23 protein-coding genes and 2 tRNA genes are annotated in these 22,019 nt (G+C 58.0%); 9 read left to right on the top strand and 16 right to left on the bottom strand.

Features of this window, described 5'->3' with window-relative positions:
- The first annotated feature begins 915 nt into the window (after positions 1-915).
- The 3 genes from PY308_RS11380 to PY308_RS11370 all read left to right on the top strand — a co-directional run bounded on the left by PY308_RS11380 (position 916) and on the right by PY308_RS11370 (position 2,833).
- Complete coding sequence (locus PY308_RS11380) at positions 916-1,734, top strand: hypothetical protein (protein ID WP_275782427.1); 819 nt, start codon at positions 916-918, stop codon at positions 1,732-1,734.
- 215 nt (positions 1,735-1,949) lie between these two features.
- Positions 1,950-2,459: a hypothetical protein gene (locus PY308_RS11375; RefSeq protein ID WP_275782487.1), complete on the top strand. Its 510-nt coding sequence runs from the start codon at positions 1,950-1,952 to the stop codon at positions 2,457-2,459.
- Positions 2,459-2,833 carry a hypothetical protein gene (locus PY308_RS11370; RefSeq protein ID WP_275782485.1) on the top strand — a complete coding sequence of 125 codons (375 nt, stop codon included), beginning with the start codon at positions 2,459-2,461 and terminating at the stop codon, positions 2,831-2,833. The genes PY308_RS11375 and PY308_RS11370 overlap by 1 nt, the downstream gene beginning before the upstream one ends.
- Positions 2,834-3,010: 177 nt before the next feature.
- Here the strand turns inward: PY308_RS11370 and PY308_RS11365 are convergent.
- From PY308_RS11365 to PY308_RS11355, 3 genes are all read right to left on the bottom strand, one after another.
- Positions 3,011-3,100: transfer RNA gene (locus PY308_RS11365), tRNA-Ser, on the bottom strand.
- Between the two features lie 55 nt (positions 3,101-3,155).
- A complete protein-coding gene (locus PY308_RS11360) occupies positions 3,156-3,278 on the bottom strand; it encodes a hypothetical protein (protein ID WP_275782483.1) in 123 nt (40 codons plus the stop codon).
- Positions 3,279-3,346: 68 nt separating this feature from the next.
- Positions 3,347-3,432 (bottom strand) — tRNA-Leu (locus PY308_RS11355).
- Positions 3,433-3,769: 337 nt separating this feature from the next.
- On the opposite strand from PY308_RS11355, the gene PY308_RS11350 reads away from it, so the two are divergent.
- Complete coding sequence (locus PY308_RS11350) at positions 3,770-4,999, top strand: BNR repeat-containing protein (protein ID WP_275782481.1); 1,230 nt, start codon at positions 3,770-3,772, stop codon at positions 4,997-4,999.
- 257 nt (positions 5,000-5,256) lie between these two features.
- Here the strand turns inward: PY308_RS11350 and PY308_RS11345 are convergent, their stop codons facing one another.
- Together PY308_RS11345 and wrbA are read right to left on the bottom strand one after the other, a co-directional pair.
- Complete coding sequence (locus PY308_RS11345; protein WP_275782480.1) at positions 5,257-5,499, bottom strand: DUF2188 domain-containing protein; 243 nt, start codon at positions 5,497-5,499, stop codon at positions 5,257-5,259.
- Positions 5,500-5,707: 208 nt separating this feature from the next.
- Positions 5,708-6,307, bottom strand: a complete 600-nt coding sequence (gene wrbA, locus PY308_RS11340; RefSeq protein ID WP_275782478.1) for an NAD(P)H:quinone oxidoreductase — start codon at positions 6,305-6,307, stop codon at positions 5,708-5,710.
- Positions 6,308-6,464: 157 nt separating this feature from the next.
- Here wrbA and PY308_RS11335 point away from each other — a divergent pair, with 157 nt between their 5' ends.
- Entirely contained in the window at positions 6,465-7,220 is a 756-nt protein-coding gene (locus PY308_RS11335; protein WP_275791097.1) for a competence/damage-inducible protein A, read from the top strand.
- A 9-nt stretch (positions 7,221-7,229) separates the two neighbouring features.
- Here PY308_RS11335 and PY308_RS11330 read toward each other — a convergent pair whose 3' ends face one another.
- A complete protein-coding gene (locus PY308_RS11330) occupies positions 7,230-7,826 on the bottom strand; it encodes a hypothetical protein (RefSeq protein WP_275791096.1) in 597 nt (198 codons plus the stop codon).
- 176 nt (positions 7,827-8,002) lie between these two features.
- On the opposite strand from PY308_RS11330, the gene ilvA reads away from it, so the two are divergent.
- The 3 genes from ilvA (at position 8,003) to PY308_RS11315 (ending at position 11,073) form a co-directional block, all read left to right on the top strand.
- Positions 8,003-9,250, top strand: coding sequence for a threonine ammonia-lyase (ilvA, locus tag PY308_RS11325; RefSeq protein ID WP_275791095.1), 1,248 nt, complete (start codon positions 8,003-8,005; stop codon positions 9,248-9,250).
- 144 nt (positions 9,251-9,394) lie between these two features.
- Positions 9,395-9,712 carry an HlyU family transcriptional regulator gene (locus PY308_RS11320; protein WP_275782476.1) on the top strand — a complete coding sequence of 106 codons (318 nt, stop codon included), beginning with the start codon at positions 9,395-9,397 and terminating at the stop codon, positions 9,710-9,712.
- Positions 9,713-9,828: 116 nt separating this feature from the next.
- Positions 9,829-11,073 (top strand): GGDEF domain-containing protein, encoded by a 1,245-nt coding sequence (locus PY308_RS11315; protein WP_275782474.1) that lies wholly within the window; start codon positions 9,829-9,831, stop codon positions 11,071-11,073.
- 175 nt (positions 11,074-11,248) lie between these two features.
- Here PY308_RS11315 and PY308_RS11310 read toward each other — a convergent pair whose 3' ends face one another.
- The 3 genes from PY308_RS11310 to PY308_RS11300 all read right to left on the bottom strand — a co-directional run bounded on the left by PY308_RS11310 (position 11,249) and on the right by PY308_RS11300 (position 13,702).
- Positions 11,249-11,803 (bottom strand): GNAT family N-acetyltransferase, encoded by a 555-nt coding sequence (locus tag PY308_RS11310; protein ID WP_275782473.1) that lies wholly within the window; start codon positions 11,801-11,803, stop codon positions 11,249-11,251.
- Positions 11,804-11,913: 110 nt separating this feature from the next.
- Positions 11,914-12,654, bottom strand: coding sequence for an alanyl-tRNA editing protein (locus PY308_RS11305; RefSeq protein ID WP_275782471.1), 741 nt, complete (start codon positions 12,652-12,654; stop codon positions 11,914-11,916).
- A gap of 7 nt (positions 12,655-12,661) precedes the next feature.
- Entirely contained in the window at positions 12,662-13,702 is a 1,041-nt protein-coding gene (locus PY308_RS11300) for a cysteine synthase A (protein WP_275782470.1), read from the bottom strand.
- A gap of 374 nt (positions 13,703-14,076) precedes the next feature.
- Between PY308_RS11300 and PY308_RS11295 the strand changes: the two genes are divergently transcribed.
- On the top strand, positions 14,077-14,925 hold the full coding sequence (locus tag PY308_RS11295) for an SDR family NAD(P)-dependent oxidoreductase (protein WP_275782469.1): 849 nt from the start codon (positions 14,077-14,079) through the stop codon (positions 14,923-14,925).
- Here PY308_RS11295 and PY308_RS11290 read toward each other — a convergent pair.
- The 7 genes from PY308_RS11290 to PY308_RS11260 all read right to left on the bottom strand — a co-directional run bounded on the left by PY308_RS11290 (position 14,913) and on the right by PY308_RS11260 (position 21,944).
- Positions 14,913-15,239, bottom strand: a complete 327-nt coding sequence (locus PY308_RS11290) for an SMR family transporter (RefSeq protein ID WP_275782468.1) — start codon at positions 15,237-15,239, stop codon at positions 14,913-14,915. The two genes, PY308_RS11295 and PY308_RS11290, sit on opposite strands and share 13 nt — an antisense overlap.
- Positions 15,226-15,579 (bottom strand): SMR family transporter, encoded by a 354-nt coding sequence (locus PY308_RS11285; RefSeq protein WP_275782467.1) that lies wholly within the window; start codon positions 15,577-15,579, stop codon positions 15,226-15,228. Before PY308_RS11285 ends, PY308_RS11290 begins: the two co-directional genes overlap by 14 nt.
- A 72-nt stretch (positions 15,580-15,651) precedes the next feature.
- On the bottom strand, positions 15,652-16,989 hold the full coding sequence (locus tag PY308_RS11280) for an MFS transporter (protein WP_275782466.1): 1,338 nt from the start codon (positions 16,987-16,989) through the stop codon (positions 15,652-15,654).
- On the bottom strand, positions 16,982-18,229 hold the full coding sequence (locus tag PY308_RS11275; protein WP_275782464.1) for an SAM-dependent methyltransferase: 1,248 nt from the start codon (positions 18,227-18,229) through the stop codon (positions 16,982-16,984). Before PY308_RS11275 ends, PY308_RS11280 begins: the two co-directional genes overlap by 8 nt.
- 42 nt (positions 18,230-18,271) lie before the next feature.
- Positions 18,272-19,150, bottom strand: a complete 879-nt coding sequence (locus tag PY308_RS11270) for a DUF1365 domain-containing protein (RefSeq protein WP_275782463.1) — start codon at positions 19,148-19,150, stop codon at positions 18,272-18,274.
- Complete coding sequence (locus PY308_RS11265) at positions 19,150-20,493, bottom strand: NAD(P)/FAD-dependent oxidoreductase (protein ID WP_275782461.1); 1,344 nt, start codon at positions 20,491-20,493, stop codon at positions 19,150-19,152. Before PY308_RS11265 ends, PY308_RS11270 begins: the two co-directional genes overlap by 1 nt.
- Positions 20,490-21,944, bottom strand: coding sequence for a cryptochrome/photolyase family protein (locus tag PY308_RS11260; protein ID WP_275782460.1), 1,455 nt, complete (start codon positions 21,942-21,944; stop codon positions 20,490-20,492). The genes PY308_RS11265 and PY308_RS11260 overlap by 4 nt, the downstream gene beginning before the upstream one ends.
- Between the last annotated feature and the right edge of the window lie 75 nt (positions 21,945-22,019).

Below are 22,019 nucleotides of genomic sequence, written 5' to 3'. Positions count from 1 at the left end.
TCGGTTGCGGCGACGCCAAAGGCGATCAGGCGGGCACAGCGGCATGGCACTGTTCTATCGGGTGTTTGGCGTGGCGCAAAACTTTCGACCATCCCCGAACCGGCGCTGCCGCGATATGAAAAACTTGTCGGAGATAAGCAGCGGGGCAACCTGGTCGAGTTCATCGCCCGATATCTCCAGCAATGGCAATCCAGCCCTTGGCAATTCGAGGCGCCGGCCCGGAAGATCCTCCGGGATTATTTCATCAAGCAAGGCCATGCCTGGGCATTGTCAGACCTCGAAGCCGACACCATCGTGCAAGCAGCGCTGAAGAAGAACGGCCACGCGGTGAGGCCAAGCTGGGATGAGGGACAGGCGGAAATCACAAGGATCGCCGGCCTCTGCCTCCAGTGCGGCGGCGACATCAAATCGCGCAATGGCGTCCCGGCATCCGCGTTCTTCTGCGAACCGCTTCCGCCGAGGGTCTCATGCGAGGCTCGGTATAATCTTTATAGGGAAGACGCCTTCCGAGCTTGGATGACAAAAGAGGGGCAGGTTGTCGGCAGAGAGGCTTTCCGCGATAGACTTGGCGAGCGCTCCTGCGATGGATGCCAGAAGCTATTCCGCCCCAACTTCCGAGGGCAACGGTTCTGCACCAAGCTTTGCAGTCTCACCCATGACAAAAGGCCGGACGTCCCTTGCGCACATTGTGACACGATTTTTCGGCCTCAGGTCCGCAGCGGCAAGGCCTCTATCTTTTGCTCGAAAACATGCTCAGGCAAAGCCAAGACAAGAGCCGTCGATTTGACGTGTCAGCAGTGCGGTTCAGCTTTCGTCGGAATGCCAGGCCGCATGTTCTGCGGAGCCAACTGCTACCGCTCGTCACGCGCTGCCGCCAAGGCCGCCCGCTTCTCTTGAACCCCGAAGGAAATCGTGATGCCAAACCTTCTAGGCCTCGCCGCTCTGGCTCCTCCGTCGCTCGACGAACCAACAATCTCCCTTCCGAACCGTTCGAACTTTTACAACCTTGGAAGGGCCGGTCTTGTGCCCTTACATCAATGGCCCGTCGCCGCGAAAAACCGCGCAGAATTCGTCCAGGCCATCTGTCCTAATCCGCACGTCAGCGCCGACTTGAAGAAATACGTTGCATCAGTCTTAGACTGCCTCAGCGCCGGACGGTTAGACTTCATGTATGAGGGCGGCAAAAAAGCGCAGCCGATTTTCGATGAACTTGACGCAGATGAACCAGACCTGATGGATCAGCTGCGGGAACGCGGCGCACTTCCGCTCGCAGCTTTCGGAAACTGCCTTACTCCAATCGTATCACCGGAATCCGTGTTGTGGACCGCTGACGACTCGCCAATCAACCGCGGGGATCTTGTCGCGATCGCGGGACGCGGAATGCCTATGGTGGTGGTCAAGTTCTTCTTCGGTATATGTGGCGACGCCGCGCTGTTTTGGTGCCCTCGACCGGATTCCCTGTTCGCGGTTCGCCTCGACCAGATCCTCCACGTTTCCAAGGTTGTCTGGCTGAAGGAGGCCGGGAAGCCAAGCAGGGCCGGCGACACAATTGACCCTCGCCCGCATTACACGGCCATGGCTCGTCACTTCCAAAACGCCGCGCCGGTCGCCGAATGGGTACCCCCCCCACGCTTCATAGGGGAGTTTGATGGCACCCCTGTTTCCGGCCTAAGGGATGCCATGACCGTCGTACACGACGAGATTGCCGACACGATGAAGGCTCTTCCCGCCTGACTATTTCTGAATTTCGGAACCAGTCGCCGTCACGACCTGCGTTGCTGTAACAGCAATCCGCATCAGCCGCCGCTGCCCTAACGGGTGGCGGCGGCTTTTCGCGTTTACGGCCCCGACATTACAATTCCGTAATGCACATGGACAAACTGTAATGCACTCTAATATTGACAATGCACACCTTTCGTGTATTGTGTGCATCAAGAAAGGAGGTTCGCATGGCAAGAATGACAATCTCAATACCGGATGAACTGAAGAACCGTATGGACGCTCTTGAGGGTGTGAATTGGTCCGCAGTTGCTAAACGAGCATACGAAATAGAAGTCGAGGTGAAGGCACAAACGAAAGGAGACGATATGTCAGGAATGGTTGAACGGATGCGGGCCGGCAAGGTTCGTAAGGAAATGCAGGAACGCCCGGAATGGGTAGCCACCGGTCGGCGGTGGGCAGTGGAAGACGCTGAATATGAGCAACTGTCGGCAATCGCGAAAATCGACCTCGACGGCCTGGAACACGATCCGCGAGCGGCTGACGACAATGACGCTCGCCACTTCTTAGGGTCGATCGCTTTCGCTCTCTATGGCGAGTGCGATGACTTCGAAATCAATGAAGCTTTTCTGCTGATTACAGGAGACGATTTTGACTCCAGAAAGGCTTCCACCAGAACGCTGGTTTGGTGGGTCGAGGGCGCTCAACAGGCGTGGAACGAAGTGAAGGAGAAAATCTGATGGCGAACGTTCTTGCATTCGAATTGAACAAGAAGGCGGAATGGCGCGACCAGAAGGCGGAAAAGCATTCGGAGGATGCTCGCAACGCTCAGGCGGCAAAACTGCTCAGGGATCTTGCTGATCAATCCGCCGACGCGGATCTGTCGGCCCGCTTCGAAGCGCTAAGCGAAGCTGAAGCCATCGGCCTCGAAGAATTCAACGAGGCAGTTTCCGATGAGCTTACTGACATTGGCTTCCGGTCCAAACCTAAGAACGTCGATGAAGTTCTGAGGTTGATCATTCAGCGGATAGAGCCCCCGAAATCGAGCCCGTTCAATGGGATCGGGCTAAAAGACGATGGAACAACAAAGTTCAAGGTTCGTCCGGCAGAATAATCACCCGCCCCCAATCGAGGCTAGTCGCAGGGTAAGGGGTCGTGGCGACATCACGGCCCCTTTTGATTCTAACGCGCACTATGGTGGAGCGCATTATGCTCGAATTGGGACTGAAAGTGTGACTGGGGAATTCCATATCAATTTTACGCAAGAAAATCAGATGCTTGCGTAATGATCTGGCGGAAGAGGTGGGATTCGAACCCACGGTACGGTCTCCCGCACGCCGGTTTTCAAGACCGGTTCCTTAAACCACTCGGACACTCTTCCATCGGATTGATTTGGTTGTCTAATCAACATTCAGTTGAATAGGGAAAACCGGCTTTTAAACCGCTTCTCGACCCAATCGCTCAATGGCCTGCTTTTTAGCAGCTTTGATTGCCGCGTCAACCTGATCGTGTCCCATGGGGTGGTGTAGCTGGGCTTCATAGCCATCTGCGATTTCCACGGCATTGACTCCTCTCTCCTTTCCATCGTCCGGTAGCGCGCACCCGCTTCTCGGATCTTCTGATGGAATGGTCGGGGCTACCGGAATCGAACCGGTATGGGCCAAGCCCGAGGCATTTTAAGTGCCTTGCGTCTACCAATTTCGCCAAGCCCCGGCGACACAGTTTTACCCTATAACCAATGAACGCGACTCAGACGAGTCACGTGCGTATCGGGCCTATATCCGCCTGCGTTTTCTTTCAGGCACTCAAGCTTTCAGGTCAAGAGACTGTTTGAAGAATTACCTTGTTGCCTGCTGGCATCTGCTGATTGCGCGGAAACCGGCATCCAGAAAACATGCGGAGTCGGCGGCTTATCCATATCCTGGAATTGCACCATAGGGTTCGTTGTGCGAAATCAGGAAAGTCGATTGGTGGCATTGCCGGGGAGCATGTTTTGGTAAGTTCGTGGCCGATAAAATTGCTGAAGCCCGCACCGGACGATTTGGGTGAATTGGAACACGACGCAATCGATCTCATTTGGGCGGGGCATTCGGTCGATTTCGGGATTACCATTTTCGGAAAGTGGCTCTATGTCGGGTATTACGACGCCAATAGGCAATTGACGATTGCACGAAGACCGCTTCGCAGCCGCGCGTCCTGGACATATCACAAACTGGACAGCTGGCTTGGCTGGGACAGCCACAATTCGATCGTGCTCGCCTGCGCGCAGGACGGCTCTCTTCACGTCGCTGCCAATATGCACAGCGATCCGCTTGTTTATTACCAGTCCAGATCCGGGGATGTCAGACAACTGCAGCGACAACTGCATATGACCGATCCGGCCCGGGAGGGATTTGTCACCTATCCAAAATTTTTGCGGTTGGCCGACAAGCGATTGGCCTTCACCTACAGGGACGGCTCAAGCGGGCGGGGAAGCGACTATATCAACGTTTTCGATGAGGCCAGTGCTTGTTGGGTATCGCAGACCGGGGAACCCATCATCGACGGAGAGAACCTCAGAAACGCCTACTTCCAGGGGCCGGTCCTCGACAGACGCGGCTGGTATCATCTGGCCTGGGTTTGGCGCGACAGCCAGCATGCGGAAACGAACCACGATCTCTGCTACGCAAAAAGCAGGGATCTTATAAATTGGTATAATTCCAATGACATCGAAATCGAAAAACCCATCCGATTCGCGTCCGGCGAGATCGTCGATCCGGTTCCCGTAAACGGCGGCATCATCAACGGCAACACGGTCATCGGCTTTGATGCGAGAGCGCGCATCGTCGTGACCTATCACAAATACGACAAACACGGGAATACGCAGATCTGGATCGCGTCAAAGCGAACGGGCGTCTGGGTCAAAAGGCAAATAACCGAGTGGAAAGACTATCGATGGAATATTCAGGGCGGGGGAACAATCATATTCGAGATCGAGCTTTTTCAGCCGTATCAGCCCGATGACCAGCATTTGGTCGTGCCGCTGCGCCGGGGTGATGAATCGATCGATATCTATATCGACCCGGAAAGCCTAAGATACAAGAAAATGGAAACAGTGGCCCGCCTGGGCGACGTCGTCATAGAGAAAATGTGTCCGCCGGATTCGTTCGGGCAAATTGTCGCCGCGACCACGGCCAATGACCAGACGTTCCTGTTGTGCTGGTCAACGCGGGCCTACAACCGCGATCAGCCTGGGCAAACCATACCGCCACCGTCGACGCTGAATATTCTTGAGATCTGATTTTCCCAAGTCGTCGGAATAATCGAGCCGGCAGCCATGCCTGGCCCGAGGCGCAGGCACCTCCGTCGCGGTATCCAGCACTTCAGGTAAGCGAACGTGTTAAGGCTAAGCCTCAAGGTTAACAAACGGTTCACCTTGATCGCAACGCAAATAAAGCCCTAGATAACCTTGCCGAGGGAGGGAAACTCGGTATTTTCAGCACCAAATCCATATGCCCCTCTTCGGCGCCGGGGAGGGGCACTTTGGCCCGCCACAGACTACTTGTCTTCGACCACGGCCTCGGGCCGGTCGCCACCGTCGGCATGTTCGTTGTGCCAAAGACCGTTCCTGTCCTGAAAACTGATTTCTTCGTCCTCACCGCCCACCTGCTGCTCGGCTGCGGCCGCTTTTGCCGCGGCGACTGCAGATTCGCGCGTGGGGAAAGACTCTGAAAATACGTCGACAAGCTTATAAGCCCAGCCGCCGTCATGTTCGACAATCTCGTAGACGATTTTGGTCATGGTCACTCCCTAGACGTTTGGTTCTGCGGCAGCACCCTTGCCGTCGAGGTGAAAAACGGCTGATGCCATCAATCGTTCCCCGGACCGGTTGCGTCTGACGGATCAGGATAGCACGCAGGGGCGGCGCATGCGAATGCGCTGTCCCTGCTGGTTGCCTGCCCAGAACGAAAGAGGGCGGCTTACCGCCCTCAAATGGTTCGGCACTGGCTCAGGCCGAAAGCTTGGCTGCGATCCCGGCGACATGGGCGCCTTGGAAACGGGCAGCCTCAAGTTCGATGTCCGATGGCTGGCGCGAGCCGTCGCCATCGGTGATCGTCGAGGCGCCGTAGGGTGAGCCACCTTTGACCGCTTCAAGACCCATCTGGCCCTGGAAGGCATAGGGGAGGCCAACGACGACCATGCCCTGGTGAAGGAGGGTAGGGATAAAGCCGAGAATGGTCGATTCCTGACCGCCGTGCTGGGTCGCCGACGAGGTGAAGACCGATCCCACTTTGCCGACCAACGCACCTTTCATCCAAAGACCGCCAGTTTGATCCATGAAATTGCGCATCTGGGAGGCGACGGTGCCGAAACGGGTGCCGGCCCCGAAAATCACGGCGTCATAGTCAGCGAGTTCATCCGGCTTTGCAATTTCAGCAGCCTGATCGACCTTGAAATGGGAAGCCTTGGCGACATCCTCGGGAACAAGTTCTGGAACCCGCTTTACGGTCACGTCAGCGCCTGCCGATTTCGCCCCTTCCGCAACCGCATAGGCCATGGTTTCAATATGCCCGTAGGCCGAATAATAGAGTACCAGTACCTTAGCCATCATCTCGCTCCTTGGATTGTTGTTACGTTCGATTGTCGTCGTGTACCACATCTAGCAGTTTGCAATTGCTTGGACAGGGTTGCCGCACACGACAGAGTGTTTCAGAATGATTGACAGTCGCGATCGCGATTTGAACAATGCCGATGGGACTTTGCAAATGACCAATGACAGGATCGTGACGGCCGCCATGCTCGCCATCGGCGACGAGTTGCTCTCCGGCAGGACGAAGGACAAGAATATCGGCCATCTCGCCGATTTGCTGACCGTTGCCGGCATCGATCTCAAGGAAGTGCGCATCGTTGCCGACGATGAACCGGCCATCGTCGCCGCCGTAAATGCCTTGCGGGGGACCTATGATTATGTCTTCACCTCCGGTGGCATCGGCCCGACCCACGACGACATCACTGCAGATGCAATCTCGCGCGCTTTCGGCGTCGAATGCGTTCATGATCCCGAAGCGATGAGCCTGCTGGGTGCGATGTACGAGAAGCGTGGAATGGAGTTCACAGAAGCCCGGCGCCGCATGGCGCGCATGCCGAACGGTGCACGGCATATTCCCAATCCGGTTTCGACGGCTCCCGGTTTCATCATCGGCAATGTCCATGTGATGGCCGGCGTGCCGCAGGTGTTTCAAGCCATGCTCGACGCGTTGCTGCCGCAACTCGACAAGGGAGCGCAGGTCATGTCGCGCTCCGTCGTCTCGCCTTTCGGCGAAGGTGATATCGGCGGCCCGCTGGGTGCGGTGCAGAAGGCCTATCCCGGCACCAGCATCGGCTCCTATCCGAAATTCGATGGAAAAGCCTTCTCCACCGAACTGGTCATTCGCGCCCGCGACGAAGCTTTGCTCGAAGCGGCCGCGGCTGCGGTTCAGGCGATGATCGACCAGATTGCAGCCTCCCGAACAAGCGTCTGAACGCGCAAATCACGGTGCTGCAGCGGGAGCGATGGTGAACTTCTGATCGACGATTGCCGATTTCCCGTTGTTGATGTCGTTGAACCGGAAGCGAAGAAGATAATCGCCAGGCGCCGCGCCGGTGACGTCCGTCGTCAGGGTAGCGTATATTTCCTGGTTGCGGACAAAGCCCGTGAAGGTGAAGTCCCCGAACGCCTTCTGGCTTGCCAGCACTTCGCCGGTCGAACTGAGAATGTCGAGATCAACTGTGAAATGGGACTGCAACTTGCCGTCGGCCGCAGGTTTCCAGCTGAGGCCAACGGGTTCGATGTAGGAAACAAGCGCCTCGCCGGGCTTGAAGGAGATGCCGGGTTTGGGCTCGTACATGGCGTAACCTGTGGGATCGGCCGCAACAAACACGGCCTTGCCAACGGAGAAGGGGAGCGTCGCCGAGAAATCCCCGATCGCCGTGCGCAGCACCTCATGGGCTGCAACCGTATCGCCCGACGATGCCAGCGCCTCGGCTTTTGCCGCGGCATCGGCGAGTTGGCCGGCCAGAGCCGGTCCCGCAAAAAGCAACAATGTTGCGCAACATGCGATAGCTCGGGTTCTGGTTCGTCCAAACATCGGCATCAGCTTTCCTCTCCTGTCCCATGCAAGGATTTTCCGCATTTTACAACGGAGTCAAGCCGACGTGCCGCTGAGCAGGACCGCCGGGACGATTCGGACACGAATAATATTGGTGTATGACCGCCCGTATGGCATAGGGCGCAGCAGTGCTGGAAAACGAAAGACCATTGACCATGAAGCAGGCTGTCGATCACGCTCTTGAGGCTTTGCGCACATTATTCCCGGCGACCCCGTTGCAGATCAACGAGCATCTGAGCGCGCGCTATGGCGCGACGATCTATCTCAAGCGGGAGGACCTCTCTCCGGTCCGTTCCTACAAGATCAGGGGAGCCTTCAACTTCTTTCGCAAGGCGATCGAAACGGGCGCACGCGACCGGACGTTCGTCTGCGCGTCGGCCGGCAATCATGCCCAAGGCTTTGCCTTCGTCTGCCGGCATTTCGAGGTGCCGGGCGTCGTCTTCATGCCGGTGACGACGCCGCAGCAGAAGATCGACAAGACCCGCATGTTCGGCGGCGAGTTCATCAGCATTCGGCTCGTCGGGGATTTCTTCGACCAATGCTATCAGGCGGCGCGCGATCATGTGAACCATACCGGAGGCGTCATGGTGCCGCCATTCGACCACCTCGACATCATCGAGGGCCAGGCAACCGTGGCGGCGGAGATGCAGGCGCAGTTGCCTGCCGGGATCATCCCGGATCTGGTGATCCTGCCCGTCGGTGGCGGCGGCCTTTCGGCGGGAATGACAGGGTACCTCAAAAGCGTCGTTGCTCCGCAATCTTTCCGGTTCTGTGAGCCTGAGGGCGCTCCCAGTCTCAAGCGCAGTCTGGAAACGGGGGCGGTCATCACGCTGGAGCAGGTCGACAATTTCGTCGACGGTGCAGCCGTCGGCCGGATCGGCGATCTCAACTTTGCTGCCCTCAAGGGGTTCTCGACGGACCAGGTGCTGTTGCTGGCCGAGAATGCCATCTGCGTGACCATTACCGAAATGCTCAATGTCGAAGGTGTCGTGCTGGAGCCGGCAGGTGCCTTGTCAATCACGGCGCTGGAAGCGATCGGCCGGGAAGGACTGGAGGGTAAAACCGTGGTTGCTGTGGTCTCCGGGGGCAATTTCGACTTCGAGCGGCTGCCGGATGTGAAGGAGCGGGCGATGCGACATGCCTGCCTGAAGAAATATTTCATCCTGCGCATGGCCCAGCGTCCCGGGGCGCTCAAGGATTTTCTCGGGCTTCTCGGAGAGGAAGACGATATCGCCCGGTTTGAATATCTGAAAAAATCCGCGCGGAATTTTGGCTCGATACTGATCGGGATCGAGACCAAGCACCCGGACAATTTTCCGCGTCTCAAGGCCGCCTTCGACCAGGCGGGCCTTCGCTATCAGGACATAACGGACAATGAAATACTGGCCAATCTCGTGATATGATACATATTTTCAAATCCTTGTGAAACAGAGTTGATGTTAAACTTGATGATGCTCGTGTGCGATCTGAGGCGGCCGCTGACGGATCCGGCGGGCGAATGCAAGTTTGGCTTTGACAGACATTCCTTGCATGCTAAATCTTGAGCCATGGCTTCATTTCTGTCGAAACTATTCGGTTTTTCAAACAACGCGCCCGCCGAACCTGATGCCTCATCCGGGGAAACGGAGACCTACGGCGACTGCCTGATCCGCGTGACCCCGATGAAGGAAGGCGCGCAGTTCCGGCTCGCCGGTTCCATCGAGAAGGACGTGGATGGGATGCTGCGGGTACGGACTTTCATTCGCGCCGATCTCTTCAGTTCGCGTCAGGACGTGGTCGACGCCACGTTGCGCAAGGCCCACCAGATCATTGACCAGCATGGAGCATCGCTGTTTTCCGACGATGCCGCTACTCGTCAGGTTTGACATCATCGGGCGTATCATTTCGGTTCCAACTGTTCACCGTCCCCGTCCTGGTGGTAAAGATTTCTTTAAATTTCGCCCCTATAGGGTAAAGACGAACCGTCGGGCGACTGCTTCCAATGCCAAATCTGTTGCTTTTTCTATGTGAAGGTCTTGTCTACGTCGTCGTCATGGTGGGGCTTTTGCATCTGCGCCATGTGCTCGGGCTGGGCGTTTTCGTTGCCGCTCTCGGCGTACTCCATTTCATCGAAACCTATCTCGCGGCCGTGTTTTACGTTCAGTTGCCGTTCGGCGTGATTTCTCCCGGGTCGGCTGTTCTTTTTGCCGGCAAGCTGATGATGATCCTTTTGCTCTACGTAAAGGAAGACGCGGCAACCGTCCGTCAGCCGATCTACGGCTTGCTGGCCGGTAATTTCCTGACGGTCGGTCTTGGCCTCATCCTGCAGATGCACCAGACGGTCTCGGCGGTTCCGGGCCGCAATGCCGATCTTGCCTTTATCGATGAGATGGGCTGGCTGATGCTCTGGGGCACTCTTTTGCTCTATATCGATTCGCTGCTGATCATTCTTCTTTACGAGAAGCTCGGCCGATGGCTGCGCGATCACGTGATCCTGCGTATTCTCATTTGCGGGGTCGTGGTTCTGACATTCGATCAGGCCGGGTTCTATATTGCGCTCCACGCCATAAACGGCGCCCCGGCGAGCGTGTTCTGGGGCGGCTGGATTGCCAAGATGGGCGCGGCTCTTTTCTACGCGACAGCGATCGGTCTTTACTTGAAATATCTGAGCCATCCTGTTCGTTCCGGCCCGCGGCCGCCGATCGCCGACATCTTCAACACGCTCACCTTCCGGGAACGGTACGAGGATCTCCTGTCCAAGTCGGGTCGCGACATGCTGACAGGCGCGCATGACCGCAGCCGCTTCGAGTTCGAGGCACCGCGTGTCATTCGCAATGCGGTAGCGAAAGGCACTGTCGTCAGCCTACTGATGATCGACGCCGACCATTTCAAGAGCATCAACGACCGCTTCGGCCACATCGAAGGCGATCATGTGCTCAAATCAATCTCGCACGCCATACAATCGGCCCTGCGTGAGGGCGACCACTTGTTCCGATATGGCGGCGAGGAGTTCGTCGTGCTCTGCGAGGGCCTTACGCATGGGGATGCCATGATGCGGGCCGAGGATCTGCGCCTTGGGGTGTTGACGACCGTTATGACCGCCGATCACTCGACGGTGACCGTCAGCATCGGCGTCGCTTCCACGCCCGCGGACGGCGCGACGACGATCGACCTCCTGTCCCAGGCTGACAAGCGGCTTTATGAAGCCAAGCGCCGCGGGCGCAACTGCATCGTCGGCAATCTCTAAAAATGATATTTTCGTGTGCCGACATTCGGCCGGTCGATGACTTTCGCCGCGAAAGCTGCCGTGATCCTCATCAATTTCCCGGACCGCGGCCGTGTTTCAGGTAAGCCCGGACTTCTGAAATTTTTCAGAAATGGCCGGAATGAGATTGCGCCGCGCCAGCCCTGTCCAGACATCCTCAAAAAGCTTCGGAAAGCGCTGCTCGTTCCTCGTCACTGAGCGGCAGAACGGAGGCTTCGCTGGTGGCGACCGGCGAGAAGCCGAACATCTGGTAGAGTTGCAGGGCGCGGGGATGGTCGAGCGTATTGGTGGTGACCTTCACGCGTTGCGGGTTCATCGCCCAGGCGGCGTAGAGGGCCTGCAGGAGGAACCATTTGCCAAGGCCGAGGCCGAGCGCATGTTCGAACATGCCGAAATGCGACAATTCGACAGTATCCTCGTCAATCTGCAACAGCTCGAAGAAGCCGGCCGGGGCGCCGTTGACGGAGAGAACGGTGACGCAGTTGCGCTTGTCGTGGAGCACGCCGGTGAGGGCCTCGTCGCTCATCCGCAGCCGGTCGACCCAGGTCCAGCGGCGTCCGACCTGCAGGTAAAGGAAACGGTAGAAGGGCAGGGGTATTTCCGGCACGCGCATGATGGCCGTCTGGATATTGACGGGCATAGGCAGGCTCTGTTTCGGCGCTGCCGTCATTTCGAGTTCGGTTACGCGCACGACAAGCGGTTCATTGGCCATTCAGTTCATTCTTTCCCTGTTGCGATCGGCGTATCCGCCCGGCTGCCCATTCGGATAAGGATCCATCATGGAACCTGTTGTCCCAATGGCCGAGCTGGGTGGAAAGCCGCTCAAAGGACGGGTGTGGAATCCGGCATGCCGAAGCGAATGCGGAAGCGGCGGTTTTCCTTACCCTTTTTTTCGATCCGGGCAATGTGGATCGCGCCAACCTCCTGCGTTTCGGAGACATGGGTTCCGCCGCAGGGCTGGCTGTCTATCGCGGAGTCTTGGCCGATGCAGACAAGGCTGACACGCCCGAGACCCGAGGGCGGACGGACATTTTTCGACTTGACGATATCGGGATTGGCCGAGAGCTCCGCGTCGGTGATCCACCGCAGATAGACCGGGTGGTTCTCGGCGACGAGCTTCATCAGCGCTTCGGTCACCGCGTCCTTGTCGATGGTTTCCACCATGTCGAAGTCGACGCGGCTCTCCTCTTCACCAACGGCCGCGCCGGTTATCGGAAAGGAACAGACGACAGACAGGAGATGACATGCCGTATGCATTCGCATCAGCCGGTAGCGGCGTTGCCAGTCGATATGAAGGACCAGCTTTTCGCCAACCAAGGGCACCGTTTGATTGGCAGCCGGGACATGGATGATGATGTCCTTCGTCTCGCCGTTGCGCGTCGTGGCGATGTCGATCCGGGTGCCATCGGCGCGCTCGAAGAAACCGCTGTCTCCGGGTTGCCCGCCGGATGTCGCATAAAAGCAGGTTCTGTCGACTTCTATCCCGCCGTCTTCCCGGATTGCCGTGACGATCGCTTCCGTCGTGGTCAGGTAGAAGTCGTCGCGGAACAGGGCAGTTGTCATGAAATCATTATCCGACAGATTCGTAGGGCACCGTTAGTCCGGAGTTTCTTGTCAGCCAGGCCGGCACGGGAAGGCCTTTGGATTTCAGAAACGCCGGATTGAACAGCTTCGATTGGTAGCGGTTACCATAATCGCAAAGGATCGTCACGATGGTATGCCCGGGGCCGAGATCTTTCGCAAGGCGAACGGCGCCGGCGATATTGATACCGGAGGAGCCGCCGACGCAAATTCCTTCCTTATCGACGAGATCGAAAACCAGCGGCACGGCTTCGTGATCTGGGATGAGATAGGCAAAATCCGGCGCGAACCCTTCGAGATTGGCTGTAATGCGGCCCTGGCCAATACCTTCTGTAATCGAACTGCCGGCTGAGGACAGCACGCCATTGGCATAAAAATTATAGAGAGCAGCACCCTCAGGGTCGGCGAGGCCGATCTTGATGTCGGGGTTCCTTGCCCGTAGACCCTCCGCAACCCCGGCCAGTGTTCCGCCGGAACCGACGGCGCAAATGAAGCCGTCGACTTTGCCATCGGTATCCCGCCAGATCTCTGGCGCCGTGGTCTCGACATGTGCGTCGCGATTGGCGACATTGTCGAACTGGTTGGCCCAGATTGCCCCGTTCGGCTCGGTTTTCGCAAGTTCCGCCGCAAGGCGGCCCGACAGTTTTACGTAATTGTTCGGATTTCTGTAGGGGACGGCGGGGACCTCGACCAGCTCCGCACCAAGCAGCCTCAGCGCATCCTTCTTTTCCTGGCTCTGGGTTTCGGGAATGACGATGACGGTGCGATAGCCGAGCGCCTGGGCAACGAGCGCAAGGCCTATGCCGGTATTCCCGGCTGTGCCCTCGACAATCACTCCGCCCGGCCTGAGTTCGCCTGATTTTTCCGCATGGCGGATAATCGAAAGCGCGGCGCGATCCTTCACGGATTGGCCGGGATTAAGGAATTCCGCCTTTCCGAGGATGGTGCAGCCCGTTGCTTCCGATGCCCCTTTCAGGCGGATTAGCGGCGTATTGCCGATAGCGTCGAGAATGGAAGGCAGAACGGTCATGGGCGAACCTCGCAAATGCGGCTGGACAGTAGACGGCGCCGGCAGAGCGCCGCACATTTAAGCGCTATGACGATAGCACGGGGAGAACAAGAGTATCCGCCACGCATGCCGGAAATGAATGTCTTTTCCAACTCTTACCATGGACATTCAAGAAATGTTGTTTCGCAGCAGCATCGAGTTGGGCAAAAAATGACCCGCAGCGGGATCGCTACCCCTCAACCGGAAAAATAATAGGCGCCGAGCGGCCGGTGCTTTGGCGGCATCCCCTTAGATTTGATCGGCGCTGCCCTTGTTACTTTGCATTCGAGGAACATTTCAGTGTCAAGTATCGCTTGCTGCCGTGCCGTGCTCAACATGCAAGAAAAGGACAGTTCATGACCGAATTCGTAGCGCAGCCGGAACACGGGGTGGCATGGGTGACGGGAGCAAGCTCGGGGATCGGGCGCGCATTGTCACTGCAGCTCACCAGAGAGGGCTTCAACGTTGTCGTGACCGCACGAGACCACGAAAAGCTCGTGGCTCTCCAGCAGTCAGCTGCGGGGCCGGGAAAGATCATTGTTCTTGATGGCGATGTCACCGATCCTCGAGATATGGAGCGGATCATCTCGGCGATCGAATACGAACACGGCGTACTCGCGCTCGCCGTTCTCAATGCAGGCGTTTATATTCCGGTGCACGGCGAGGACATGCATCGGGACGATTTCGAGAAGACTTTTGCGGTCAATCTGCATGGCACGGTCAACTGTCTGCTGCCTACGGTTCGGCATATGCGGGCGCAGGGAAAAGGGCAAATTGCTCTTGTCTCCTCGGTTACGGGCTATGGCGGCATGCCGACAAGTGCTGCCTATGGCGCCAGCAAGGCCGCTCTCATCAATATGGCCGAAAGCCTGAAATTCGATCTCGACAAGGTCGGCATCCGCGTCCAGATCATCAATCCCGGTTTCGTTGCGACGGCGGCAACCGAGAAGAACGATTTTCCAATGCCTGCCTTGGTGAGCGCCGAAGAGGCCGCCGACCGCATTGTGTCCGGCTTGAAATCGAAACGTTTCGAAGTCACCTTTCCGCGCCGTTTCACCTATGCACTGAAACTGCTCAATCTTCTTCCCTATCCGCTCTATTTCTGGCTGATGAACCGATCGACCGGGTGGAAGACGCGGCCCCTGGCAACGACGTTCGAGCCGCACAAGGCGGAACCGCTTGCGCGCGATCCTCAGGCTGTGTGAAGGACGACGACGGCGCCAAAGACCAAAAGCAAGCCGGCCCAACCCACGGGCTTCAATTTCTGGCCAAAGAGAAGGCGGGCGGAGATGGCCGTACCGAATATGCCAGTCGCGCCGAGAATAGCATAGGCGATCGCCAGTTCCATGCCTTTGACGGCTTCAACCAGGCAGGCAAAGGCCGCCAGGACGAGCAGGATGGACAGGACGCCCCAGCCGCGCCGGGAAAAGCCGTTCGACTTGGTGGATGCGAGGTTGGCCGCAACATCGAGAAGACCTGCGACGACGGCGAAGGCGAAATAAGTTTCAGACCCCATCATCGGACGCCTCCTCGCCGTGCACCTCGCCGGCGTTCACGAGAATGATGCCCGTTACGGCCATCAACAGGCCGATCATTTCCTGGATGCTCAGCACATGACCGAAGACAAAGACCGAGACGATCGTGATCAGCGCGATCCCCGATCCCTCCCAGATCGCATAGGCAACGCCGACCGAGATCGTTTTCACGGCCTTTGCAAGGAAGACATAGGACAGCGCGATAGAGGCATACATGACGGCATAGCCCCACAGACCGCCACCGGTTGCCGCAACTTTCATCACGGTCAGGCCGACAACCTCAGTGGCAATGGCAAGCGCCAGAAACAGCCATGCAGGGCGCATGTCTTCCCCTTTTCTTAAATAATTCACCGTTTCCATACGGGCAGAGGTCCAGGCGGTAAAGCGCACTGCGGTTCAATTGCCGATTTGTTTCGTCAATGCGCCTACGGCATCCTCATCTAGCGGGAAGTTCCACATCAAGACGATGGCCGTGAATTTGAGACAAACCGGTATCCAGGCGTAGAGCACCGCTAACGCGAAAAGCGAGGCTTCGCCGTTGTCGCTTCCCGCAGTGGGATCGAAGCCCAGCAGGCCAAGCAAGGGGAAAACCAAACCGACGCCGGCTGCCAGGGAAAGCTTCGTGGCAAGTCCCCAGGCTGCAAAATAAAATCCGCTGCGCTGATCGCCCGAGACGGCGGTGTCGGCATCGATAACATCCGCCTGGATCGACGGCGGAATGGAGAGATCGAAGCCAAGAAGAACGCCGGTTATGACGCAGATGGCGGCGAAGGGTAGAAGTCCACCGGGTGGCAGAAGCGGCGCAAAAGCAAAGACGGCGCAGGCGGCAATCATCGCAAGACACCAGGCCCTGTGCTTGCCCAGGCGGCGCGCACAGAAAGCAGCGGCCGGAATGCCTGCGATGGCGCTGAGAAAATACAAAAACAGCAGAGGGCCACGCATATCCGGCAGTTCCAGTCTCGCCGAGACAAAATAGAGAAACAGCGTCGCCGGAATACCGTTGGCAAGGCCGTTCAGGAAAAACGCTGCGATGAGCCTCAGGAAGGGTCGGTTTCCGGCAAGGGCCGCAAGCGCGTCCCTCAACGGCAAGGTGGTTTTCGTATGATCGACAGGTTCTGGGACCAGGCGCACGGCAAGAGTGCCGAACACCAGAAGCAACACGGCCACGACAACTCCCAACACAGCGAGCCCGGAAAATCCCTTCTGCTCGAAACCGATGGCGAAGGGCAGAACGATGGCGATCAAGGTGCCGACGAGCGTCAGGCCCTCGCGCAACGATGTCAGCCGCGTGCGTCCGTGATAGTCGGGCACGAGTTCGGCGCCCCAGGCGGAGTAGGGCACAATAGCCAATGTGAAACCGAGCGAGGTGAGCATACCCCAGATCGCCAGCCACCAGACGCCGGCGCCATCGGCCGGCCAGTAGAGCATCAAGGAAGAGAGGGCAGCCAATGGCATCGAAAGCAGGAAAAGTAACCGTCGCCGGCCGAGTTTCGGACGGATCCTGTCCGCTGCATAGCCGACGAACGGATCTGTGACTGCATCGAACAGGCGAACGATCAGAATTGCCCAGCCGGCCGATGCGATCGATACACCCAATGTTTCGGTGTAGTAGGTGGGAACCAGCGAGTAAAGAGGCAGACCGAGCGCCGCCAAAGGAATAGCCGGAAGCGCGTAAGCGAAAAGGAGCCGGCTTTCGATCTGTTGCGCGCCGCTGCGGGCGGCAGCGTCATTCATAGACGATCTGTCTGACGTCGATATTCCGGGCCCGGAAACCGGCTTCGCAGTAATGCAGGTAGAATTCCCAGAGACGCTTGAAGCGGATATCGAAACCGAGCGGCTCGACCCTGTCCCAGACGCTGAGGAAGCGCTGGCGCCACTCCGCCAATGTGCGGGCATAGTCGAGGCCGAAGCCGAAATCGCCGCTCATGCTGAAGCCCACCTTGCGTCCGAGTTCCACAAGATGCTCGCGGGTCGGCAGCATTCCGCCGGGAAAGACGTATTTTTGAATGAAATCAGGGTTCGCCCGATATTCCCGGTAGGCTTCCGGCTTGATGGTGATGATCTGAAGGCCTGCCTTGCCGCCGGGTTTCAAGCAGCGTTGAAGCTGGGAAAAATAGGCCGACCAATATTTTTCGCCGACGGCCTCGAACATCTCGATGGAGACGATCCGGTCATAGCGCCCGGTTTCATCGCGGTAGTCCTGAAACTTGAGATCCACTTTGTCGGACAGACCGGCTTTCGCCATCCGCTCCGTCGCGAAAGCCAGTTGCTCCTTGCTGATGGTCAGACCGGTTACCTTGCAACCGATCTCGCCTGCCGCATATTCGGCGAAACCGCCCCAACCGCAGCCGATTTCGAGCACGTGATGGTCCGGCCTTATTCCGACAGCCTCGGCAAGCGCCTTGTACTTGGCGCGCTGCGCCGACTGAAGGTCGTTCGCGCCCGTCGAAAACAAAGCGGAAGAATAGGTCATCGTCGGGTCGAGCCATTCCTTATAGAAGGCATTGCCGAGATCGTAATGGGCGGAAATATTGCGCTTGGACCCGCTCTTCGTATTCGTATTCATCCAATGGCGAAATTTTTCGACAAGCCTCAGCAAGCCGCGCGCGCCATTCGGGAAATTGCGGCCGATCTCGGCATTGACCAGAAAAAGCTCGAGAAAGGCGCCGACATCCGCACTGTCCCAGTCGCCATCCATGTAGCTTTCGGCGACAGCGATAGTGCCGCCGGTCAGCGCGCGTTGTGGCAGGTTCCAGTTGTGAAGCGTCACTGACGCCTTGGGTCCAGGCGATTTACCGTTGATGACAACGGTGCGACCGTCCGGCAAGGTCAGCTTCAGACAGCCGGCCTGCATGTGAACCAGTCCGCGCAGAAGCAGTTGAGCCTTTGCCGGCAGGCCTTCTACGATGCGCGACAGATTTTCAATTGACAGCCGTTCGGCGTCGCCCGGTTCGCAGGTGTTCGCTGTACTCATGCAACAGATCCTCGACAATCATTGCTCAAACGCAAAATAACCTCATTCTGCCCGGCCGCCAATGCCGAAATGACCAGAAACTCCGCCTTCCCGAAGAGATCCTCCGCTCCAGATGCTGACGGGCTGAGGGGCGGGCGGTCTGGCGATAAAGCGAACGCCCTTCAACCACAACTTCAACGCCTCCCAGTGGATCCCTGCGAGAATTTTAATGGTCAGGTGCGGAATACGGGCCACAAGCCGCAGGATTCCGGCTGTCGTCAAAGGCAGTTTCCTGCCGGAAAAGACCGCAGCCAAAAGCGGCCCTTCGGCGTCCGTTTCAAGAATGCGCCATCGAATATCCTCGCCCGGAGGCAGCATCCGGAAATTGTAGCGCATCGCCATCGGAATGAAGGGAGAGACGTGAAAAACCTTGTCGCAATCCTGACGGACGCCGGCGTCCGACAGCTCTCCGTCCTCGATCGGGCAGACATAGGTGTGGCGCTCGCCGAATGTGTTGCGAACCTCGTATATCAATGCCAGCAGTTGCCCGCGGTCGTCATAGGCGTAATAGACCGCCAGCGGGTTGAAGACGAATCCGAGGATGCGAGGGTAGCAAACCAGGAGAATACGCGAAGCAGTCGTGGCCAGCCCCGCCCCCTCAAGCAGTTCGTTCGCGTAGCCGCGCAACGAAACGTTTACAGCGCCCGTATGGTCAGCTTCGTAGAAGGACAGGAGGTTACGGCGGTTGACTGAAAACAGCCGCGACTGGGAGTCTGCGTCAGCGAGACGATCAAGGTCGATCAACAGCGAGAAAACCTCATAGCTGAACCTGTGTCCCACCGGCTTCATCCGTTGATGCATGACTTTACCGGCATAAATCGCCGCAGCATCCGCCGGCGGCGGCCCGTTTTTCTTCATATCACTGCCAGATTTTGCAGCCATTACTCGGCCGCCTCCTTGAAAGGCACAGTTGCCGGGGAGCGCCACGGAACGATACCACCCAGCGCCTCCGCTGCGGCAAGGCCAGAGGAAAGGCCATCCTCGTGGAATCCGTAGCCTGTCCAGGCACCTGCAAAATAAGTACCATTCAGCCCCTGCAGGGATTGCAAGCGGTGTTGGGCCGCGAGCGAGGCCGTATCAAACATCGGATGATCATACGAGAACTCGGCAAAGACTTTGGAGGGATGCGGCTCCCGCTCAGGGTTGAGGGTCACGAACAGAGGCATCCGGGCGGGAATTCCCTGCAGCCGGTTCATCCAGTAGGTCACGGCTACACCAGTCGCCCCGCACGGCTTCGCCGACCGCAGATAATTCCAGGACGCCCAGCACTTCCGGCGTTGGGGCATCAGGGATTCGTCACGATGCAGAATGACGCGATTGGGGTGGTAGGGCACACTGGCAAGTACGGATTTTTCCTGCGGTGACGCATCGGTCAGCACGGCCAGAGACTGGTCGCTGTGGGTGGCGATGATGACCTTGTCGTATCTGCGGACGACGCGGTGTTCATCGGTGATCAGAACCTTTCCGTCCTGCCTGATAACGGAATGCACGCCGCATCCGAGCTTCAGACGATCGCCCAGCGGCGCCAGCAGTTTTTCCAGATAATTGCGGCTGCCGCCGGTCACCGTGCGCCATGGATGCGGCGTCCTGTGAACCAGACGGTGATTTTCGAAGAACTGGATGAAGCGCTCGGCCGGAAAATCGAGCATTTTCGCCGTCGGCGAAGACCAGATGGCCGCCGCCATAGGCGTCAGATAATTATTGGTGAACCCGGGTGAAAAGCCGCGCCAGTCGAGATAGTCGCCGATCGACATGTCGGCCAGCCGGCCGGCACTGCGATCTGCCAGGCAGAGCCGGTTAAAGCGTAGTATTTCCTTCAGCATCAACAGGAAGGAAGGGCGCAAGAGGTTTCGCTTCTGTGCAAAGACGGTCGCCAGATTGTCGCCGCTCCATTCAAGCCGTCCGTGATCCAGCGAGACGGAAAAGCTCATGTCGCTTGGATGCGTGGCAACATCGAGTTCGGCGAGCAATGACGTCAGGTTGGGATAATTCGGCTCGTTGTAAACGATAAAGCCGGTGTCGACGGAAACCGGGACACCGTCGTAATCGATATCGACCGTTGCCGTATGACCGCCGGGCCGATCTGCCTTTTCATAAAGCGTCACATCATGGAGAGAGTTGAGCGCCCATGCGGCAGAGCTTCCCGAAACGCCGGAGCCGATGATGGCGACTGACAGCCGTCTTCCGGGCAGATCTTTCGGGTTGTTCGTGAAATGGGCGTTCATGCGATATCCTTGATTTCACCAAAGGCGCTGAGCGCGCGCTGCCGCGCATCGGCGTGGTCGACAAGAGGGTTCGGATAGTCTTTGCCGAGCGTGATGCCCGCCTTCGCCAAAGCATCTTGCGGCGCGTCGAAAGGGCGATGAACGAATTTGGCCGGCATGGCACGCAGTTCCGGCACAAAGGTTTTGACGTAGTCGCCTGCCGGATCGAATTTTTCGCCCTGCAGAACCGGGTTGAAGACACGGAAAAACGGCGAGGCGTCGGCGCCTGTGCCCGCCACCCACTGCCAGCTCGCTGCATTGGATGCCGGATCGGCATCGACAAGCGTTTCCCTGAACCAGGCTTCTCCGCGCCGCCAGTCGATCAGGAGGTCCTTGATCAAAAAGGAGGCGACGATCATCCGCACACGGTTATGCATCGTGCCATGGCGCCAGAGCTGACGCATGCCGGCATCGACAATCGGATAACCGGTCCGCCCTTTGGTCCAGAGCCGGAACTGTTCATCGCCGTCCTGTCGCCATTCCAGACCGTCATATTTCCGGTTCAGGTTTCTGTCCGGCAGGTCCGGGTTGTGAAACAGGAGGTGGTAGGAAAAATCGCGCCAGGCAAGTTCCTTGCGAAAGGTCACGAGATCGTCGGCACCCACGCCCTGCAGATTTCGGGTTGCATGCCAGATCCGGGCCGGGGAAATTTCGCCCATCGCCAGATGCGGCGAAAGCCGCGATGTGCCGTCCCTGTCCGGGCGGTTGCGGTCGGTCGCATAGCCCGACAGACCGTCTTCGATGAAACTCTGCAGCCGCTCGAGCGCCGCTGTTTCGCCCGGACGCCATATCTCCCCGAACTGGCTTGCCCAGTTCGGCTTCATAGGAAGCAGATCCCAGTCAGCCAGATTCTCCCCTCGCGGCCACGCGGACGGCGCCCTCAAGGTGGATGGAGCGCCGAGAGGCTCATCCGGCTCGCCCGCCGCTTCGAGCGCGCGCCAGAAGGGCGTGTAGACCCTAAAGGGCGTTCCCGAGCCAGTCTTCAGACGAGACGGCTCGTGCAGCAACTGCCCGGAGAAGCTTTTTGTCTCCACCGCGGCCATGGTTTTTTTTATCGGTTCGTCGACGGCTATGCCTTTTGGGTCATATCTGCGATTCCAGAACACCGCCGAGGCGTTCGTCCTGCGTGCGAGATCCACCAGGAGTGCCTGAGGCGAGCCCGAAAGGAGCAACAGGCGGCTGCCGCGCTCCGCAAGGCGCTCGCTCAGTTCTGTGAGAGAATGATGAAGCCACCACGCCTGGGCGGGTCCCAGCGGACCGTTGCCGCTTTCGAACGGCTCCCTGATGTAAACAGGAACCACGGGACGACCCGAGCCTGCCGCGGCATGAAGTGCATGATTGTCATCAAGACGCAGGTCCTTGCGGAACCAGACGATCACCGGACCATCGGAAGAAGCATGCTCAACACTCATATGAAGCCGTCTATGCCCTTTGAAATATGCCACATGAACGGAACGGCGACTTCAAAAGTTTCGCAGAAAAAGATT

The sequence above is a fragment of the Pararhizobium gei genome (assembly GCF_029223885.1).
Taxonomy (GTDB): Bacteria; Pseudomonadota; Alphaproteobacteria; order Rhizobiales; family Rhizobiaceae; genus Pararhizobium; species Pararhizobium gei.
Note: the sequence above shows the minus strand (reverse complement) of the source record. Positions and strands in the feature narration are given on the sequence as shown.

What these genes read in the sequence shown, in the direction of transcription:
- PY308_RS11380 (WP_275782427.1), top strand. Translation starts at nt 916, where the DNA reads ATGCCAAACCTTCTAGGCCTCGCCGCTCTGGCTCCTCCGTCGCTCGAC.
- PY308_RS11375 (WP_275782487.1), top strand. Translation starts at nt 1,950, where the DNA reads ATGGCAAGAATGACAATCTCAATACCGGATGAACTGAAGAACCGTATG.
- PY308_RS11370 (WP_275782485.1), top strand. Translation starts at nt 2,459, where the DNA reads ATGGCGAACGTTCTTGCATTCGAATTGAACAAGAAGGCGGAATGGCGC.
- PY308_RS11345 (WP_275782480.1), bottom strand. Translation starts at nt 5,499, where the DNA reads ATGACCAAAATCGTCTACGAGATTGTCGAACATGACGGCGGCTGGGCT.
- wrbA (WP_275782478.1), bottom strand. Translation starts at nt 6,307, where the DNA reads ATGGCTAAGGTACTGGTACTCTATTATTCGGCCTACGGGCATATTGAA.
- PY308_RS11335 (WP_275791097.1), top strand. Translation starts at nt 6,465, where the DNA reads ATGACCAATGACAGGATCGTGACGGCCGCCATGCTCGCCATCGGCGAC.
- PY308_RS11330 (WP_275791096.1), bottom strand. Translation starts at nt 7,826, where the DNA reads ATGTTTGGACGAACCAGAACCCGAGCTATCGCATGTTGCGCAACATTG.
- ilvA (WP_275791095.1), top strand. Translation starts at nt 8,003, where the DNA reads ATGAAGCAGGCTGTCGATCACGCTCTTGAGGCTTTGCGCACATTATTC.
- PY308_RS11320 (WP_275782476.1), top strand. Translation starts at nt 9,395, where the DNA reads ATGGCTTCATTTCTGTCGAAACTATTCGGTTTTTCAAACAACGCGCCC.
- PY308_RS11315 (WP_275782474.1), top strand. Translation starts at nt 9,829, where the DNA reads ATGCCAAATCTGTTGCTTTTTCTATGTGAAGGTCTTGTCTACGTCGTC.
- PY308_RS11310 (WP_275782473.1), bottom strand. Translation starts at nt 11,803, where the DNA reads ATGGCCAATGAACCGCTTGTCGTGCGCGTAACCGAACTCGAAATGACG.
- PY308_RS11305 (WP_275782471.1), bottom strand. Translation starts at nt 12,654, where the DNA reads ATGACAACTGCCCTGTTCCGCGACGACTTCTACCTGACCACGACGGAA.
- PY308_RS11300 (WP_275782470.1), bottom strand. Translation starts at nt 13,702, where the DNA reads ATGACCGTTCTGCCTTCCATTCTCGACGCTATCGGCAATACGCCGCTA.
- PY308_RS11295 (WP_275782469.1), top strand. Translation starts at nt 14,077, where the DNA reads ATGACCGAATTCGTAGCGCAGCCGGAACACGGGGTGGCATGGGTGACG.
- PY308_RS11290 (WP_275782468.1), bottom strand. Translation starts at nt 15,239, where the DNA reads ATGATGGGGTCTGAAACTTATTTCGCCTTCGCCGTCGTCGCAGGTCTT.
- PY308_RS11285 (WP_275782467.1), bottom strand. Translation starts at nt 15,579, where the DNA reads ATGCGCCCTGCATGGCTGTTTCTGGCGCTTGCCATTGCCACTGAGGTT.
- PY308_RS11280 (WP_275782466.1), bottom strand. Translation starts at nt 16,989, where the DNA reads ATGAATGACGCTGCCGCCCGCAGCGGCGCGCAACAGATCGAAAGCCGG.
- PY308_RS11275 (WP_275782464.1), bottom strand. Translation starts at nt 18,229, where the DNA reads ATGAGTACAGCGAACACCTGCGAACCGGGCGACGCCGAACGGCTGTCA.
- PY308_RS11270 (WP_275782463.1), bottom strand. Translation starts at nt 19,150, where the DNA reads ATGGCTGCAAAATCTGGCAGTGATATGAAGAAAAACGGGCCGCCGCCG.
- PY308_RS11265 (WP_275782461.1), bottom strand. Translation starts at nt 20,493, where the DNA reads ATGAACGCCCATTTCACGAACAACCCGAAAGATCTGCCCGGAAGACGG.
- PY308_RS11260 (WP_275782460.1), bottom strand. Translation starts at nt 21,944, where the DNA reads ATGAGTGTTGAGCATGCTTCTTCCGATGGTCCGGTGATCGTCTGGTTC.